The sequence below is a fragment of the Micrococcaceae bacterium Sec5.8 genome (assembly GCA_039636775.1).
Lineage (GTDB): Bacteria > Actinomycetota > Actinomycetes > Actinomycetales > Micrococcaceae > Arthrobacter.
In genome coordinates this window covers 1,322,510-1,337,279 of the sequence record CP143429.1, presented here as the reverse complement: position 1 = coordinate 1,337,279, position 14,770 = coordinate 1,322,510, and the positions used below count along the sequence as shown (strand labels likewise).

Below are 14,770 nucleotides of genomic sequence, written 5' to 3'. Positions count from 1 at the left end.
ACCGCCCGTGGAAGCATCGTAAGGAATCTGCTGCACCCGTATAACGAGAGGATCGGCAGAGACGGGGGCCAGGTCAACGGATCCGTGACAGGGCAGGGCAAACAGATCGTGGTGCTGCTCAGCGGTGACGACACCGCCTCGCCGGTACCGGACGTCACACCCCTGATAAGCGGGCTCGACGACGCTTCCACCGTTCTCGTGATCTAACGGTCCGGATATGGCGACAGCGACCTGGATGTCACGCACTGCACCGCACCGCACCGTGAAGAACATCTCCACCGAACTGCATGCCACACTCTCGACGCCGGGTGTGGACGATTCCTACGCCCTGATAGCCCACTCCCTGGCGGGAATCGACAGCCTGGACTATGTGAACCGCTTCCCCGGGGAAGTCTCAGCCCTCGTCACCATCGGACGGGGTCTGCTCCGAGCGGGACCTCGAACAGATCCGGCTGATGACGATCCACAACTATGCCGACCCGGCGCTCATCGATGAGAACAACCGCTCCGCGGAGAACGTCATCGCGGTGGCAGGATAAGGCACAAAGCCCCTATGACGGTGCCGCCCGTGGCCACTAGCGTGCTGTGAGGTGCACGGCGGTCCAGGTATCGGGCCGGTGTCCACGCAGTCCATGAACTAGGGGGAATCCGCATGTCCACAGATCAGGACGCACCCGGTGCCGCCGCCGGGCAGCGTGCATGTCCGGCACCACGGACGCTCAGGCAGAAAGACCCGCGAGAGCCTCCGGCGGACCGCCCGGCGCCGACAGTAAGGGAAACTTGCGGCGGACGGTTTGGCTACGATCCCGCGAACTGGCCCGCGCTCTGACGGGATGCCGCGGCGGCTTCGATGGCCCCACCGGGGCCACGTTGATCCGGCTGTCCCCGGCCCGGTTATCGGACGTAACGGCACGGCCTTCGCGGGGGCCCTTGCGTACGGCTCGCCCTAGCATATTTGTCATCTGGCTGGGGAGAACTATCGAGGTGACAGGTCCCTGAAGCCCTCCCCCGTCCCCTTGACGGGCGGGAGGCTGGGATATGGAGTGATGCAGCGCTTGTTCGCGTGAGGGCTAGGTTGGGCGTATGAGTGAACCTTCGAATGAACCGTCTCCTCCCGCCGCAGGGTTCAGCGCGGCAGCACGGATGAGCATCCGCAGCGAGCTCGACGCCACCCGTTATTCTGCCGTCGACGAGCATTGGGCTGGCGGAGTTCAGCCGCAATACGGAGTGGCGCCAAGAATCAGAATCGGACAGAACAAATGGTTCAACCTTCTCTGGCTGATCCCTATCGGGCTGCTGCTGCTAATCGTCGGGGTGGCGGTCGCCCAGGGCATCCGTGAACTGCCTCAGGTGGAGGCCTTCCTCCAGCGTTATCCCGGCGAGTCACAGCCGCTGCCGAATGCTCCGGTTGGATTGCCCGCGTGGGTCGGCTGGCAGCACTTCCTCAACATGTTCTTCATGATCTTCATCATCCGTTCCGGGGTGACGATCCTCGCAGACCATCCGCGGCTCTATTGGACCCGCCACTCGACGCCCGGCAAGGACTGGTTCCGGGTGCAGAAGCCCGTGCCCACGGCCCCGCTCTATACGGCGAAGCAGGACTCCATCACGCTGCCTGACGGTGTCGGTCTCCCGGGTCGGCGGCATTCGATCGGTCTGGCCCGCTGGTGGCATCTGGGCATCGACACTCTGTGGCTGGCAAACGGCGTCGTCTTCTACATCCTGTTGTTTACCACCGGACAGTGGATGCGGTTGGTCCCGGTGCGGTGGGATGTTTTCCCGAACGCCGTTTCGGTCGCGATTCAGTACCTCTCGCTGCGCTGGCCGGTCGAGAGCGGGTGGAACAACTACAACAGCCTGCAACTTCTCGCGTACTTCATCACGGTGTTCATCGCCCCGCCGGTGGCGCTCCTGACCGGGCTCGGCATGTCCCCGGCGTTGTCCACCCGGTTCCGTTGGGTGAGCCGGTTCTTCAACATCCAGGTGGCCCGGTCCCTGCACTTCTTCGTGCTGTGCTGGTTCATCCTCTTCATCGTCATTCACGTCGCTCTTGTGTTCACCACCGGTGCCCTGCGCAATCTGAACCACATCTACGCTTCGCAGAACACGGCATCCTGGACCGGGTTCTGGATTTTCGCCGCCTCAATGGTCGTGATCATCGTCGGGTGGGTCGCCGCGACCCCGTTCACGTATCGCCATCCGCGGGTCGTGCAACGCCTGGGTTACGCACTCGTAGGACCCGCTCAGCGGCTGTTCGAACATGTCGACTCGAAACCCGGCGAGTACACAGAGAAAGACGTCTCGCCCTATTTCTGGCACAACGGCAACTACCCCGACAGCGCAAAGTACAAGCAACTCCAGGCGGATGGCTTCATCGGTTTCAAGCTCGCTGTCGGCGGCCTCGTCGAGAACCCGGTCGAGCTGTCCCTCGGGGAGCTCCGGGCACTTCCCTATCAGGAGCAGATTACGCAGCATTTCTGCATTCAAGGCTGGTCCGGCGTGGCAAAGTGGGGCGGGATTTCCATGCAGACGATCCTGGACACCGTCCGTCCAAAGCCCGAAGCCAGATGGGTGGTCTTCTACTCGTTCGCCAACGGCCCGGAGGGCGGTCTCTACTATGACGCCCACGCCATCGAGCAGATGAGCTACCACCTCACGATGCTCGCGTACGACATGAACGGCGCACCCGTTTCGTTCGGCCACGGGGCACCGCTTCGCCTTCGCAACGAAGTCGAGCTCGGATTCAAAATGGTGAAGTGGATCCAAGCCATCGAGTTCGTCGAAAGCTTTGCGGACATCGGGGGCGGGCTGGGCGGTTACAACAACGACCACGAGTTCTTTGGCTACCGGCAATCCATATGACCGAATCGAAACCCTTCCTTCCTTCCGTCGCCAAGGAGCGGTGCCGATCGGGCCCATGATGGTTACGGTCGCAGCGGATCGTCTTCACGGGTACGCACCAAAAACACGGCTCACGCCGCAGGTGACGTCAGAACCACGTCGGGATAGGCACAGCCATGGGTGATCGATCAGTTCTGGGCGGCAGCGGCGGCGGCAAACACCGCCACCCTCGAACGGAGTTCCTGGCCCCCGTGGTTCTTCCCGGGAACCGGACTGTCCTCAACGGACTCGAACCCATCATCGCCTCTGCGTACCGGTCCGGCCGGCATCCCTCATTCGGCGACCCGGCCCCGTCCTTACCCGTTTCAGAAGCGCGGCTCACCGCAGAATCCCCACACCCGCGCACGAAAATGGCGCCGACAGTCCTCGACCCGGCGCGGTCGCTTCCGGAACTCTCGGCCCCGGTCGTGGGCCGAATCCTGCTCAACATGGTTGAGCTACTCGGTACTCGCGACAACTTCACGAGCCGGCAGATGCTGGAGATCATCGATCACGAACTGGGGCGGGATCAGCGCCGGGAAGAACCGGCAGGGCATCCTCTGAGGCGTGTCGGCCCCATCATCCGCGGCTCAAATCTGCGCCCCATCCATGCACCCCGTCCAGGCACCTGTCCTGCCGGCTTGACGGGTTGTTAGGCCACGGGTTGTCGTTCCGGCGGTGTCGAAGCAACGCCTGAGAATCTCTGCGGCCATGGTGTGCAACTTCTGGTTGCGGCTGATCGAGGCCTGAGGAAGGACGTCGGAGGCTTCCTCCTGCGAGCACCTGCTCTGCGCAATGATCACCCCGCAGGCGAGGTTGATCGCTGTCCTGCCCTCCATCGCGCCCTTCGATGACCGCCGAGCAGATCCGCTGAGCAGATCCGCTGAGCAGATTCTGATGCCACGGCGCAGGGCATCACTGGCCACGTCCGCAAAGTCGACTGCAACGCCGACGGCGTCCCCGGTAGACAGGCCCGGGCCGGGGCAGAAAAGGCCAGCACTGCAGTCGTTTCCGGGCGTTGCTGAAGGGGCACGGCCAGCGCGGCAGGGTTTCCTGCTGCGGCGGGTTCACTGCCGTATCCGGCCCAGCGCCGCTCTGCTGCGGCGTCGGCATCTGCCGCCACCGTCGTGCGCCCAACAGCGTTATCAACCACGTGGTGCACAAATGCCGACAGCCGGGACCGCAACGAGCCCGATGATGATGAGCTTTGCCGCCGGAACCCACCGGCGACGGTAGCCGCGAAAAGCCAACCGTGACATCTCCCAGCACCCCTGCTGTCGTTGCCACGAGACGACAACCGGATCGTCGCCGCGTCCCGACGCACTGACCCGGAGCCCCTTCCCGTTGGACTGCCGTGCGATGGCTCACGGAAGCGCTGGAGGACGCCTCCCGCTGCAAAGTACCCGGCTGGGCGTAACCTGCTAGGCGGCGTCGACGGCGGCCAGCGCGCCGACGAAGCCCGCGGGCAGTCCCAGCGCCACAGCGTCCAAGTCCAGAAGCAGGCCGCCGTTCCCGGGTGCCACAAATGCCTCCACCGTGGCCGGGTCGACCCGCAATCCGGTACCCCGGGACTTCAGCAGGGCCTCCTTGCGGGCCCACGCGGACGCCCGCCACAGAGTCGCCGTATCCGGCGCCAGGGCGCGTAGAAGCTGCCGTTCGGACGGTGTGAGGGCAACGGCGTCGAACCCGGGAAACGTCACACCGGCGCTGTGCTCCAGGTCGACGCCGACAGAGGCCGCAAGTGCACCGTTCGCCCCCAGACCCCTGGCGGCCAGCAGGGCCCAGCCCCGGCTGCGGGACAGGCTGAGGGTGAGACACGCGGCTCCTCCGTCGACCCGGTAGCCGGGCCGGCCGTGGTCAAGCTCCGGGCCTGTGCCGCAGTCCGGGCACGAATAGTTCGCTGACAGATCTTCGGGGTGTACGCCGAGGATCTCCGCCGCGAATCCGCGCAGTGCCATCCTGCCGGAGAGAAAGTCGTGCCGCACGAGGGGGTCCGCGATGCGGGCGGCCCGTACACGTTCCACAGAGTCGAGAACTGCCCCGCCGTCCGGCCACCCGTCCGGTCCGACGTCGGCAAGACGAACGGACCGGACGGTGATTCCGGCTGCGGCAAGTGTTCTGCCGTTTTCTAGCGTTGGACTGCTCCGAAGCGCTCGTGGGCAACGGCAACCGCGCCTTCACGGGCCGCCGACGCCTCATCGGCGGTCAGCGTGCGGTCACTGGCGCGGAAGCGCAAGCTGAAGGCCAACGACTTCTTGCCCTCCTCGATGCCTTGGCCCGCGTACACGTCGAACAGGGCGACGTCCTCGAGGAGGCCACCGGCACCCGTCCGGAGAGCGGCAAGCACCTCTTCCGCCGGGACGTCCAGCGGCACCACGAGGGCTACATCCTGGGTGGCGACCGGGAAGGTGGAGAGGTGCCGGGAGACAATCACGTCGGCCGCGGCCTCGAAGAGCGCGTCGGCGTTGAATTCGAGCGCAACGGAGCGGGCGGGCATGTCGTGCGCGGCCAGCAGCTTAGGGTGCAGTTCGCCGGCGTAGCCCAGGACCTCGCCGGTGCGGAGCGCAAGCTGCGCCGCCCGTCCCGGGTGGAAGGCCTGGTGGCTGCCCTGGCTGATGACGATTTCGACGCCGAGCACGTCTCCTGCGATCCGCGCGATGTCCAGCGCATCGGCCCAGTCCCAGGCCCGGGCCGTGTGGCCTGCGGCGACGGGTGAGTCATGTCCGGTGAGCACCGCGGCAACGTACAGCGGCTGGTCCGGGACGCCGTCGTACAGGCCGTCCAGCACCTCGTCAGTGGGCCGGATTCCCAGTGGCGGGATCGTGGCGGTGCCCAGCGTATCGCCCGGCAGGAAGACGAGTCCGGCCTCAAACAAGGCAAGATCCCGGAAGCCGCGCGAATGGTTGCGCTTGGCTACCTCGATCAACCCCGGCAGGATCGAGGTGCGCAGGTAGCCCTGCTCCTCGCTGATGGGGTTGGCGAGCTTGAGCGCTTTCCTCGCGGTTCCCGCCGCGGGTACGCCAAAAGTGTCATTGGCGGCTTGCGAGACGAACGGGTACGCAAGCACCTCGGTGAGCCCCGACGCTGCCAACGCCTGCACCAGACGTCGGCGTTGCTGCTGCACGCGGGTCAGTCCGCGGCCTGGAGGCGCCACCGGCAGGGACGCCGGAATCTTGTCATAACCAACCAGCCGGGCGATCTCCTCGGACAGATCCTCCTTGGTTTCCAGGTCGTTCCGCCAGCTCGGGGCCGTCACCAGGTAGCCGCTGTCGCTCTTGTCGACGACGGCGCCCAGGTCCTCAAGCGAGGTGCGGATCTGGCTCTCGGTGAAATCGATGCCGATGCGTTCCGCGGCGAAGGTTGCGGGCAGTTCTACGGCAACGGCATCCGGCGCGGTTCCGACGTCGGTCCCCTCGGCGACGGCAGTGCCGCCGGCAAGGTCCACGAGGAGGTCAACGACCCGCTGGGCGGCGATGTTGGCGACGTGCCAGTCGACGCCGCGTTCGAAGCGTTTGGAGGCCTCGGACGGGAGTTTGTGGCGGCGGCGGGAGCGTGCGATGGACACTTCGTCGAAGTGCGCGGCCTCCACGAGGACGTTGGTGGTGGAGTCGGACACCTCAGTGGCGGCCCCGCCCATCACGCCGGCGATGCCGATCGCACCGGAATCGTCGGTAATGAGGAGGTCCTCGACGTCGAGCGTGCGTTCCTTGTCGTCCAGGGTGGTGATCTTTTCCCCGGCCACCGCCCGACGGACCACGATGTCACCGGACAGGGTGTCCCGGTCGTAGCAGTGGGTGGGCTGGCCAAGTTCCAGCATGACGTAGTTGGAGATGTCCACTGGCAGCGAAATTGAGCGGATTCCGGCGAGCCGCAGCCGGGAGGTCATCCACGGGGGCGTGGGCTTCGTGGCGTCGACGCCGCGGACGGTGCGGACCACAAACCGGTCGCAGCCGGGCTTGCCGTAGATAGGGGCGTCATCGTTGAGCTTCACCCCGTGGCCCCCTGCAAGCTCAGCAGGTGCCTGGACTCTGGTTGCCGGGTCCGTGAAAGCCGTGCCGGTGGCGTGGGCATACTCCCGGGCCACACCCCGGATCGAGAAAGCGTAACCACGATCCGGGGTGACGTTGATTTCGGCGGCCTGGTCGTAGAGGCCCAGCAGCTCCATGGCGTCCGAACCGATTTCCGGGTCCAGCCCGATCCTTGACAACACCAGGATGCCGTCGTGGTCCTCGCCGATGCCGAGTTCACGCACGGAGGCGATCATGCCGGCGGACAGGTGCCCGTAAGTTTTGCGGGCGGAAATGCGGAAGTCGCCGGGCAGCACAGCACCCGGAAGGGTGACCACCACCTTGTCACCTTCGACGAAGTTGTGGGCGCCGCAGATGATGCCCTGGACGCCCGAGGGGTCGATGCCCTCACCCGTGAGGCTTTGTTGCTGACCTTCAGGGACCACCCGGACCTGGCACCAGTTGATGGTCTTGCCGTTGGTCTGGGGTTCCTTGACGATGCTCAGGACCTGACCCACCACGATGGGGCCCTGGAGCGCGTCCGTAGGCCGGTGCACTGCTTCTTCTTCAAAGCCGACCTTGACGAGGTCTGCCATTACGTCTTCGGCTGTCGCTTCGGCCGGTACTGCTGCGAATTCACGCAGCCAGGAAAGTGGGATACGCATGCTTAGATCTCCATCCCGAAGTGCTCGCTGAATCGTACGTCGCCTTCGATCATGTCGCGCATGTCGCCGACCTCGTTGCGGAACATGAGAGTCCGCTCGATGCCCATGCCGAAGGCGAAACCTGAATAGATGTCCGGATCGATGCCCGCGGCACGGAGCACATTGGGATTGACCATTCCGCAGCCGCCCCATTCGATCCAGCTGGGGCCACCTTTGGCGCCCGGGTGCCAGATGTCCAGCTCTGCGGAAGGTTCGGTGAACGGGAAGTAGTTGGGCCGCAGCCGGATCTGCGCCTCGTCGCCGAACATCTGCCGGGCGAAGTGCTCCAGGGTGCCGCGGAGGTCCGCCATGCTGAGCTTTTTATCGATGGCCAGGCCCTCGAACTGGTGGAACACCGGCGTGTGGGTGGCGTCGAGTTCGTCGGTGCGGAAGACCTTGCCCGGGCACAGGACGTAGATGGGCAGTTCGCGTTCCAGCATGGAGCGGACCTGCACCGGAGAGGTATGGGTGCGCATCAGCAAGTGGGCTTCGGGCGGCTCCACGAAGAACGTGTCCTGCATTTCGCGGGCGGGGTGGTCCGGCTTGAAGTTCAGCGCATCGAAGTTGAACCACTCGGACTCCACCTCGGGACCTTCGGCGATTTCCCAGCCCATGCCCACAAAGATGTCCGCGACGCGTTCCTGCAGGGTGGAGAGCGGGTGGCGTGCACCGGCACGACGGCGGCGCGGAGCGGCGGTGACGTCCACGGTCTCCTCGACCAGGATCCGCGCGTCGTTCTCCGCAACGAGTTCAACCGTACGTTCCGCGAGCGCCTTGTTGACCCGTCCGCGGGAAGAGCCCATGAGCTTGCCGGCGGCGGCCTTCTGGTCCTTGGCTAGTCCACCGATTTCACGATTGGCGAGGCTCAGCGCGGACTTCTCGCCGGTGTGCGCGAGGCGAACGGCCTTAAGTTCGTCGAGCGTGGAGGCGGCGGCTATGGCGGCAACGGCCTGGTCTACGGCGGCGGTGATGGCGGCTTCATCCAGGGGATTCGGGACGCCGGCGCCCGGCAAAGTTTCAGTCATCTACTGTTCTTAGCTATGAGTCGGTTCATGCCGGCGGCACGGGACCATTAGCTGCAGGGACCGGCGCACCGACAAAGGGCAGGGCTCGCCAAATAACTCCGGCGGGCACTCGTCTTCAGTCTAGTTGAACCGACCCGGTGAACGCGTCCGGTCGACCCAATCGGAACGGCGCACGGTTAGCATGGGGCCATGACGCCGGGAGAACGGCTGCGGCAGCTGGCCAATGTAGTGAACGGAACCACCCCGCTGGGGTTGCTGCTGGCCGGCTGTGCCCGTACCCCTCTCCGCGGCGGTCCACGCGGACTGCTGATCGCCACCGGATACCGCTGGCGATTGCCCAAAGCCGGCGCCTTCACGGTGGGCAACGTGGTGATCTTCCGCTCCGGACCTGCGGAAGTCCTGGCCAGCCCCGTGCTGCTGGGGCATGAGGAGCGCCACTGCACCCAGTACGCCTGGTGCCTGGGCCTGCCGTTTCTGCCGCTGTACTTCCTTGCGGCAGGCTGGTCCCTGGCCCGAACCGGCAACCCCGGCTCGCGCAACGTTTTCGAACGGCACGCCGGCCTCCGGGCCGGGGGCTATCCGGAGCCAACGCACGCCCACTCCCCACACAGGCCCAGCGGCCCCCGAACGGATCGAGGCACGACATGACCGACAGCCCCAGGACCATCTCAGTCAGTGGAACCGGCAGCGCGGAAGCAGCGCCGGACCTGCTGACCCTTTCGATCGGCGTCGAGTGCCGGCAGGAAGGCGTGGACAGGGCGTACGGTAAGGCAGGCCGCGTCTCCGCCGCCATGACCGCCGCACTTCGCCGCCATGGCATCGCGGACCCGGACATCACGACGTCGGGACTTAACGTCCGTGCGGAAGTGAACTGGCAAGAAGGCCAGGGGCAAGTGGTCTCGGGCTACCTGGCCTCCAGTGCGCTCAGTGTACGGATCAGGGAGCTGGGCTCATCCTCGGACGTCATCGCAGCGGCGGTCTCGGCCGGCGGCAACGACGTCCGGCTGAACGGGCTGGAGCTCGGCTTCGCTGATCCCGCCGCGGTCACCGCGCTGGCCCGCGCAGCAGCCTGGCAGGACGCCCTCACCACTGCTGGGCATTTTGCCTCTCTCGCCGGCACATCGCTGGGCAGAGTGGTCTCCTTGGCGCAGCAAACCGGGCACCCTGCGCCGATCCCGCTCGCGAGGATGCAGCGGGCCGCCGCGGTGGAGCCGCTGGCTGTGGAGGCCGGCCAGTCCAGCGTCACCGCCACGGTCTCCGTGGTGTGGGAATTGCTCGACTGAGCCGGCGGGTCGCGTGCCGGGCGCGCGCTGCTTGTCCAGCTAGTGGGTGGCGCCGGCGGCGATCTTCAGGTCCGCCGTCGTGCCCAGGGTGGTGCGGACGACGGCGGCGAGCGCCTCCGTCATGTGCTCCAGCGTCAGCGACGGCTGATTGCTCCCCGGGGGCAGCTGGGCCGGTTCGTAGGGAACATGGACGAACCCTCCCCGCGTTCCGGGACGGTGCCGCAGGGCATGCATCAACCCATAGAAAACGTGGTTGCAGACGTAGGTGCCGGCCGTCTGCGAGATCTCGGCCGGGATCCCCGCCGCGAGGAGCGCTGCGAGTGCAGCCTTAACCGGAAGGGTGCTGAAGTAGGCTGCCGGTCCCCCGCTGACCACCGCCTGGTCCACGGGTGAGTTGCCCGCATTGTCAGGAATCCGCGCGTCGTCGCAGTTGATGGCAATCCGTTCCAGCGAAATCCGGGGCCTTCCCCCGGCCTGGCCGGCGCAGACCACGAGATCCGGTCCGTAGTGATCCAGCGCCGCTTCCAGGACCCGGGTCGCTTCCCCGAAGACACACGGCAGTTCCACGGCCCGCGCGTCCAGTCCCTCCGCACGGAGCCGGGCAGCAGCCTGCCTCGCGGCCGACCAGGACGGGTTGGTGCTTTCGCCGCCAAACGGCTCGAATCCTGTCAGCAAAATCATCGCCCCAGCCTAGCAACGGCTGCGGGTGCTGGGCACCAGCGGTGGCCTGCGGGGCGGGGCCGGGGGGATTCGAAAGCGGCAAGGTCCTTGACTTAAACTCGAACATACCTTCGAATAGAGCGATGAGATGGGACGCACAAGCACTCAGGCCGGCGCCTGCCGGCAGCGCAGGAGGCAGCAGTGCGGCAACAGAAGAGGACACTGCCGTCGGTGGTGCCCTCGGTCCCGGCAGGGCCGGGACAGCGCCCGCCGCCGATGCCCTGCTACCCCTCATAGGGCTGGTGCGGTCCGTAACCACCCCCGAATTCGCCGGCGTCACTTTCCACGAGGTCACCGCAAAATCGGTGCTCAATAAAGTGGCCGCCGGTTCCCGGATGCCGTTCGAGTGGACCATCAACCCCTACCGGGGCTGCAGCCACGCCTGCGTCTACTGCTTCGCCCGGAAGAGCCACACCTACCTTGATTTCGACGCCGGGCTGGACTTTGACAGTCAGGTGGTGGTGAAGATCAACGCCGCGGAGGTCCTGCGCCGGGAACTGGCAAAACCGTCGTGGGGCCGGCAGCATGTGGCCCTGGGCACCAACACCGATCCCTACCAGCGGGCCGAGGGCAGGTACCGGCTCATGCCGGGCATTATTGCAGCGCTGGCGGACTCCGGCACTCCCCTGTCCATCCTGACCAAGGGGACGCTGCTGGCCCGGGACATTCCCCTCCTGAAGCACGCCGCGGCCCAGGTTCCCGTCGGCGTAGGGATTTCCCTGGCAATGACGGACGAACGGCTTGCCGAAGCGGTGGAGCCAGGTACGCCCGGTCCCCGGGCCCGGCTAAAGCTCATCACCCGGTTGCGGGAGGCGGGGCTGCCGTGCGGGGTCATGGCAATGCCCATCCTGCCGTGGCTCTCGGACAGCGACGAAGCTCTCGATTCCCTGTTCGGGTCCCTGGCCGAGGCGGGTGCCACCGGCGTTACCGCCGGCGCGCTCTACCTCAAGCCCGGCACCCGGGAGTGGTTCATGCAGTGGATCGCGAGGGAACATCCGCAGCTCGCCGGCAAGTACCGCCGGCTCTACGGATCAGGTTCGTACGCCTCCAAGGAGTACTTCGATTGGCTGGCCGGCCGCATCAGGTACTTCAAAGCCCGCCATGGCTTTCTCGGATCGCAGGGCTTCGGCCACCGCGGCCTCAACGACCCCGCCGGCAGCGGCGACCCCAGGGACGAGGAAGCGCAGTACCCCGCGGGCAGCATTCCTGAGGCGGCAGAGGCCCCCGCCGGACCGCGGCCGGGCACACCGGTCGCGCAGCCCACTCTGTTTTAGAAGTTTTTACTCTTTCGGCCCGGGACGGATGCCCTGTCCGGTCTCCGCTGCCGGCAGCCGGTCCAATAAGGCCCCGACAATGGGCAGGTCGGCCGGGATCCAAGGCAGTCCCAAGACCTCATCGCGGTCGCGGATGTCGATCCAACGCAGCTCATCGTGGTCCTGGAGTGGGTGCGGAACTCCGTCACGTACTTCCGCCAACCACACCCGCATCCTTGCCCGGGCGTTGAGGGGCCAGCCCTCAGCGGACCCACTGTCCAGTTCGGTGCCGAGCAGGATGCTCACGCCCAGTTCTTCCAGCAGCTCGCGGTGCAGGGCCTGCTCGGCGGTCTCGCCCGGCTCGACCTTGCCGCCGGGGAACTCCCACATCCCGGCGAACTGCGGGGGCGCCGTCCGGCGCGCCACCAGTAGCCGGCAGGGCCCCGTCAAGGAATCCACTACCGCGCCGCCCACAACCTGTACCAGTCCGTTCACGTCCCCAAGTCTAGGTGCGGCACAAGCATGAAGGAGAATAGGAGTGGACACTTACCTGAGCGCCCGGAATACCGTGCCCGCCTGTCCCGTTGGACACCTCAGTCTCCACCTCCGATTTAACTTGCCGCATTCTCCTGGCATCAGCCGGGAACGTTCCTGAAAAGCAGATGAATGACAACCACAGCACAAGCCCCGGCGACAGCCAAGAGCACCAACCGCCATCTTGCCCTGGCCATTCTTTCCCTTGCCATGGGCGGATTCGGTATCGGCACCACCGAGTTCACCATGATGGGGCTGCTCAAGGAGGTGGAGCAGGGTCTCAACATCAGCACCCCGGAGGCGGGGCACCTCATTTCGGCCTACGCACTTGGTGTGGTGGTCGGAGCACCACTGCTGGCGGCCATCGGCGCTAAGATGCCGCGGAAATACCTTGCGTTGGGGCTCATGCTGTTCTTTAGCATCGCCAACCTTGCCTCGTTCATCGCACCGGACTATGGCACCATGCTGATCTCCCGCTTCGCTGCCGGGCTGCCCCACGGTGCCTTCTTCGGCGTTGCCGCCGTGATCGCGGCATCATTGGTCGCCCCGACACGGCGTGGCTGGGCCATCTCGATGGTGATGGCCGGGCTGACCGTCTCCAACGTCATCGGAGTTCCGTTCGGCACTTGGCTGGGACAGACCTATGGCTGGCGGTTGCTGTTCCTGCTGGTGGGCGTGATCGGCATTCTCACGCTGGTGATGCTCTTCAAGTTCCTGCCGTTCCAAGAGCCGCACGCCGATGCAAGCTTCCGCCGCGAACTGGGCGCCTTGAAACGGCTCCAGGTCTGGCTGGCAATCCTGATCGGGATCGTCGGGTTCGGCGGTTTCTTCGCGACCTACACCTATATCGCGCACACCATGACCTCCGTGGCGGGCATCCCTGCTGCCTGGCTGCCGCTGGTGGTCGCCCTCTACGGGCTGGGCATGGTGGCCGGCAACATCATTGGTGGCCGGATCGCGGACAAGTCCGTGATGGGAACCATCTACTGGGTGCTGCCGGGCATCGCCGTTGCACTCGTGGTCTACGCCGTCGCCGTGCACTGGCCGTGGTCCGCCTACGTCATGGTCTTCGTCGTCGGCGGCGCAGGCTCCCTGCTGGTTCCTGCGCTCCAGACCCGGCTGCTGGACGCTTCTCCGGATGCGCCCTCGCTCGCTTCCTCACTCAACCATGCGGCCCTCAATGTCGCCAACGCCCTGGGCGCGTTCCTCGGAGGACTCGTCATCGCGTGGGGTTGGGGCTACGTCGCTCCTGCCCTGGTTGGTGCTGTGCTGGCGGTCCTGGGCCTGGGAGTTGCCCTCATCAGCGGACTCGTGGAACGCAAAAGGCCGCTGGTCCGGTAGCGCGTACTGCGTCTACCGGACCCGCGGCCCCCGTCAATTGCGGTGCTGGGACTTCACCGGCTCGGGCTCCTGCCGTGCCGGCCCCGGAACCACGGCTGAGGGCCGCCCCGCACTGTCGCGCTGCACATCCGGTTCCAGGTAGATCACGCGGGCGATCGGAACGGCCTCGCGGATCCGCGTCTCGGCACTGTCAATCGCGCGGGCAATATCCTGGCCGGTATCGGAGCGGCCGATGCGGATCTTGGCCGCAACCAGCAGTTCCTCGGGGCCGAGGTGCAAGGTCTTGAGATGGATGATCGACGTACCGTCGGATTCGATGGCCGCTTCGATCTTGGCGACGTCGTCCTTGGTGGCTGATTCACCCAGAAGCAGCGACTTCGTTTCGACGGCGAGGACGGCGGCGATCGCCACCAGCAGCAAGCCGATCATCGCGGTGCCCAACGCATCCCAAATACCGTTTCCGGTCAAAAGCGTCAGGCCAACGCCGAAGAGCGCGAAGACCAGGCCCAGCAGGGCGCCAAAATCCTCGAGCAGGATGACGGGAAGCTCGGGCTGCTTGGCACTGCGGATGAACCTGATCCAGGTCTGCTTGCCGCGGATGTGGTTGGACTCGATGATCGCCGTCCGGAACGAGAAGGACTCGGCCAGGATGGCGCCGACCAGCACAGCAAGTGGAACCCACCAGAACGCGCCCTCGATAGCGTGCGGGTGCTGGAGCTTCCCCCACGCTTCGTACAAGGCAAACAGGCCACCCACGCTGAACAGCACGATCGCGACGATGAAAGCGTAAATATAGCGCTCACGCCCGTAACCGAACGGGTGCTCCGGACTCGCGGCCTTCTTGGCGCGCTTGCCGCCCACCAGGAGGAGGAGCTGGTTGCCGGAGTCGGCGAGCGAGTGGATCGCTTCGGCCAGCATCGAGGAGGAGAACGTCAGGAAGTACGCGACGAATTTCAGGACGGCGATTGTCAGGTTGGCAGCAAGCGCTGCAACTATCGCCTTGGTACCGCCGTTTGCAGCCAA

General features: G+C 65.8%; 13 protein-coding genes. 7 read left to right on the top strand and 6 right to left on the bottom strand.

What is annotated here, in order from left to right; all coding sequences use genetic code 11:
- Window positions 1-84 precede the first annotated feature (84 nt).
- The 3 genes from VUN84_06140 (at window position 85) to VUN84_06130 (ending at window position 2,862) form a co-directional block, all read left to right on the top strand.
- Complete coding sequence (locus tag VUN84_06140) at window positions 85-207, top strand: hypothetical protein (GenBank protein XAS65238.1); 123 nt, start codon at window positions 85-87, stop codon at window positions 205-207.
- A 28-nt stretch (window positions 208-235) separates the two neighbouring features.
- Window positions 236-496, top strand: a complete 261-nt coding sequence (locus VUN84_06135) for a hypothetical protein (protein ID XAS65237.1) — start codon at window positions 236-238, stop codon at window positions 494-496.
- Between the two features lie 587 nt (window positions 497-1,083).
- Window positions 1,084-2,862: a molybdopterin-dependent oxidoreductase gene (locus tag VUN84_06130; protein XAS65236.1), complete on the top strand. Its 1,779-nt coding sequence runs from the start codon at window positions 1,084-1,086 to the stop codon at window positions 2,860-2,862.
- Between the two features lie 1,439 nt (window positions 2,863-4,301).
- On the opposite strand, the gene VUN84_06125 is transcribed toward VUN84_06130, so the two are convergent.
- The 3 genes from VUN84_06125 to VUN84_06115 all read right to left on the bottom strand — a co-directional run bounded on the left by VUN84_06125 (window position 4,302) and on the right by VUN84_06115 (window position 8,616).
- Entirely contained in the window at window positions 4,302-4,904 is a 603-nt protein-coding gene (locus VUN84_06125; protein XAS65235.1) for a 4'-phosphopantetheinyl transferase superfamily protein, read from the bottom strand.
- 104 nt (window positions 4,905-5,008) lie between these two features.
- The gene (pheT, locus tag VUN84_06120; protein XAS65234.1) at window positions 5,009-7,552 is read right to left on the bottom strand and encodes a phenylalanine--tRNA ligase subunit beta; all 2,544 of its coding nucleotides are present in this window, start codon (window positions 7,550-7,552) and stop codon (window positions 5,009-5,011) included.
- Window positions 7,553-7,554: 2 nt separating this feature from the next.
- The gene (locus VUN84_06115; protein XAS65233.1) at window positions 7,555-8,616 is read right to left on the bottom strand and encodes a phenylalanine--tRNA ligase subunit alpha; all 1,062 of its coding nucleotides are present in this window, start codon (window positions 8,614-8,616) and stop codon (window positions 7,555-7,557) included.
- 189 nt (window positions 8,617-8,805) lie between these two features.
- On the opposite strand from VUN84_06115, the gene VUN84_06110 reads away from it, so the two are divergent.
- Both VUN84_06110 and VUN84_06105 read left to right on the top strand, forming a co-directional pair.
- Window positions 8,806-9,264 (top strand): hypothetical protein, encoded by a 459-nt coding sequence (locus tag VUN84_06110; GenBank protein ID XAS65232.1) that lies wholly within the window; start codon window positions 8,806-8,808, stop codon window positions 9,262-9,264.
- On the top strand, window positions 9,261-9,899 hold the full coding sequence (locus VUN84_06105) for an SIMPL domain-containing protein (GenBank protein XAS65231.1): 639 nt from the start codon (window positions 9,261-9,263) through the stop codon (window positions 9,897-9,899). Before VUN84_06110 ends, VUN84_06105 begins: the two co-directional genes overlap by 4 nt.
- Before the next feature lie 39 nt (window positions 9,900-9,938).
- Here VUN84_06105 and pcp read toward each other — a convergent pair whose 3' ends face one another.
- Entirely contained in the window at window positions 9,939-10,580 is a 642-nt protein-coding gene (gene pcp / locus VUN84_06100; GenBank protein XAS65230.1) for a pyroglutamyl-peptidase I, read from the bottom strand.
- A 122-nt stretch (window positions 10,581-10,702) separates the two neighbouring features.
- Between pcp and VUN84_06095 the strand changes: the two genes are divergently transcribed.
- A complete protein-coding gene (locus tag VUN84_06095; GenBank protein XAS65229.1) occupies window positions 10,703-11,893 on the top strand; it encodes an Rv2578c family radical SAM protein in 1,191 nt (396 codons plus the stop codon).
- A gap of 6 nt (window positions 11,894-11,899) precedes the next feature.
- Here VUN84_06095 and VUN84_06090 read toward each other — a convergent pair whose 3' ends face one another.
- On the bottom strand, window positions 11,900-12,367 hold the full coding sequence (locus VUN84_06090) for a (deoxy)nucleoside triphosphate pyrophosphohydrolase (protein XAS65228.1): 468 nt from the start codon (window positions 12,365-12,367) through the stop codon (window positions 11,900-11,902).
- A gap of 171 nt (window positions 12,368-12,538) precedes the next feature.
- Between VUN84_06090 and VUN84_06085 the strand changes: the two genes are divergently transcribed.
- Window positions 12,539-13,747, top strand: a complete 1,209-nt coding sequence (locus VUN84_06085; protein ID XAS65227.1) for an MFS transporter — start codon at window positions 12,539-12,541, stop codon at window positions 13,745-13,747.
- A gap of 33 nt (window positions 13,748-13,780) precedes the next feature.
- Here VUN84_06085 and VUN84_06080 read toward each other — a convergent pair whose 3' ends face one another.
- A complete protein-coding gene (locus tag VUN84_06080) occupies window positions 13,781-14,770 on the bottom strand; it encodes a cation diffusion facilitator family transporter (GenBank protein ID XAS65226.1) in 990 nt (329 codons plus the stop codon).

Excerpts from the sequence above, each read along its gene's own strand:
- VUN84_06135 (XAS65237.1), top strand. The coding sequence starts at position 236 with ATGTCACGCACTGCACCGCACCGCACCGTGAAGAACATCTCCACCGAA.
- VUN84_06130 (XAS65236.1), top strand. The coding sequence starts at position 1,084 with ATGAGTGAACCTTCGAATGAACCGTCTCCTCCCGCCGCAGGGTTCAGC.
- pheT (XAS65234.1), bottom strand. The coding sequence starts at position 7,552 with ATGCGTATCCCACTTTCCTGGCTGCGTGAATTCGCAGCAGTACCGGCC.
- VUN84_06115 (XAS65233.1), bottom strand. The coding sequence starts at position 8,616 with ATGACTGAAACTTTGCCGGGCGCCGGCGTCCCGAATCCCCTGGATGAA.
- VUN84_06110 (XAS65232.1), top strand. The coding sequence starts at position 8,806 with ATGACGCCGGGAGAACGGCTGCGGCAGCTGGCCAATGTAGTGAACGGA.
- VUN84_06105 (XAS65231.1), top strand. The coding sequence starts at position 9,261 with ATGACCGACAGCCCCAGGACCATCTCAGTCAGTGGAACCGGCAGCGCG.
- pcp (XAS65230.1), bottom strand. The coding sequence starts at position 10,580 with ATGATTTTGCTGACAGGATTCGAGCCGTTTGGCGGCGAAAGCACCAAC.
- VUN84_06095 (XAS65229.1), top strand. The coding sequence starts at position 10,703 with ATGAGATGGGACGCACAAGCACTCAGGCCGGCGCCTGCCGGCAGCGCA.
- VUN84_06085 (XAS65227.1), top strand. The coding sequence starts at position 12,539 with ATGACAACCACAGCACAAGCCCCGGCGACAGCCAAGAGCACCAACCGC.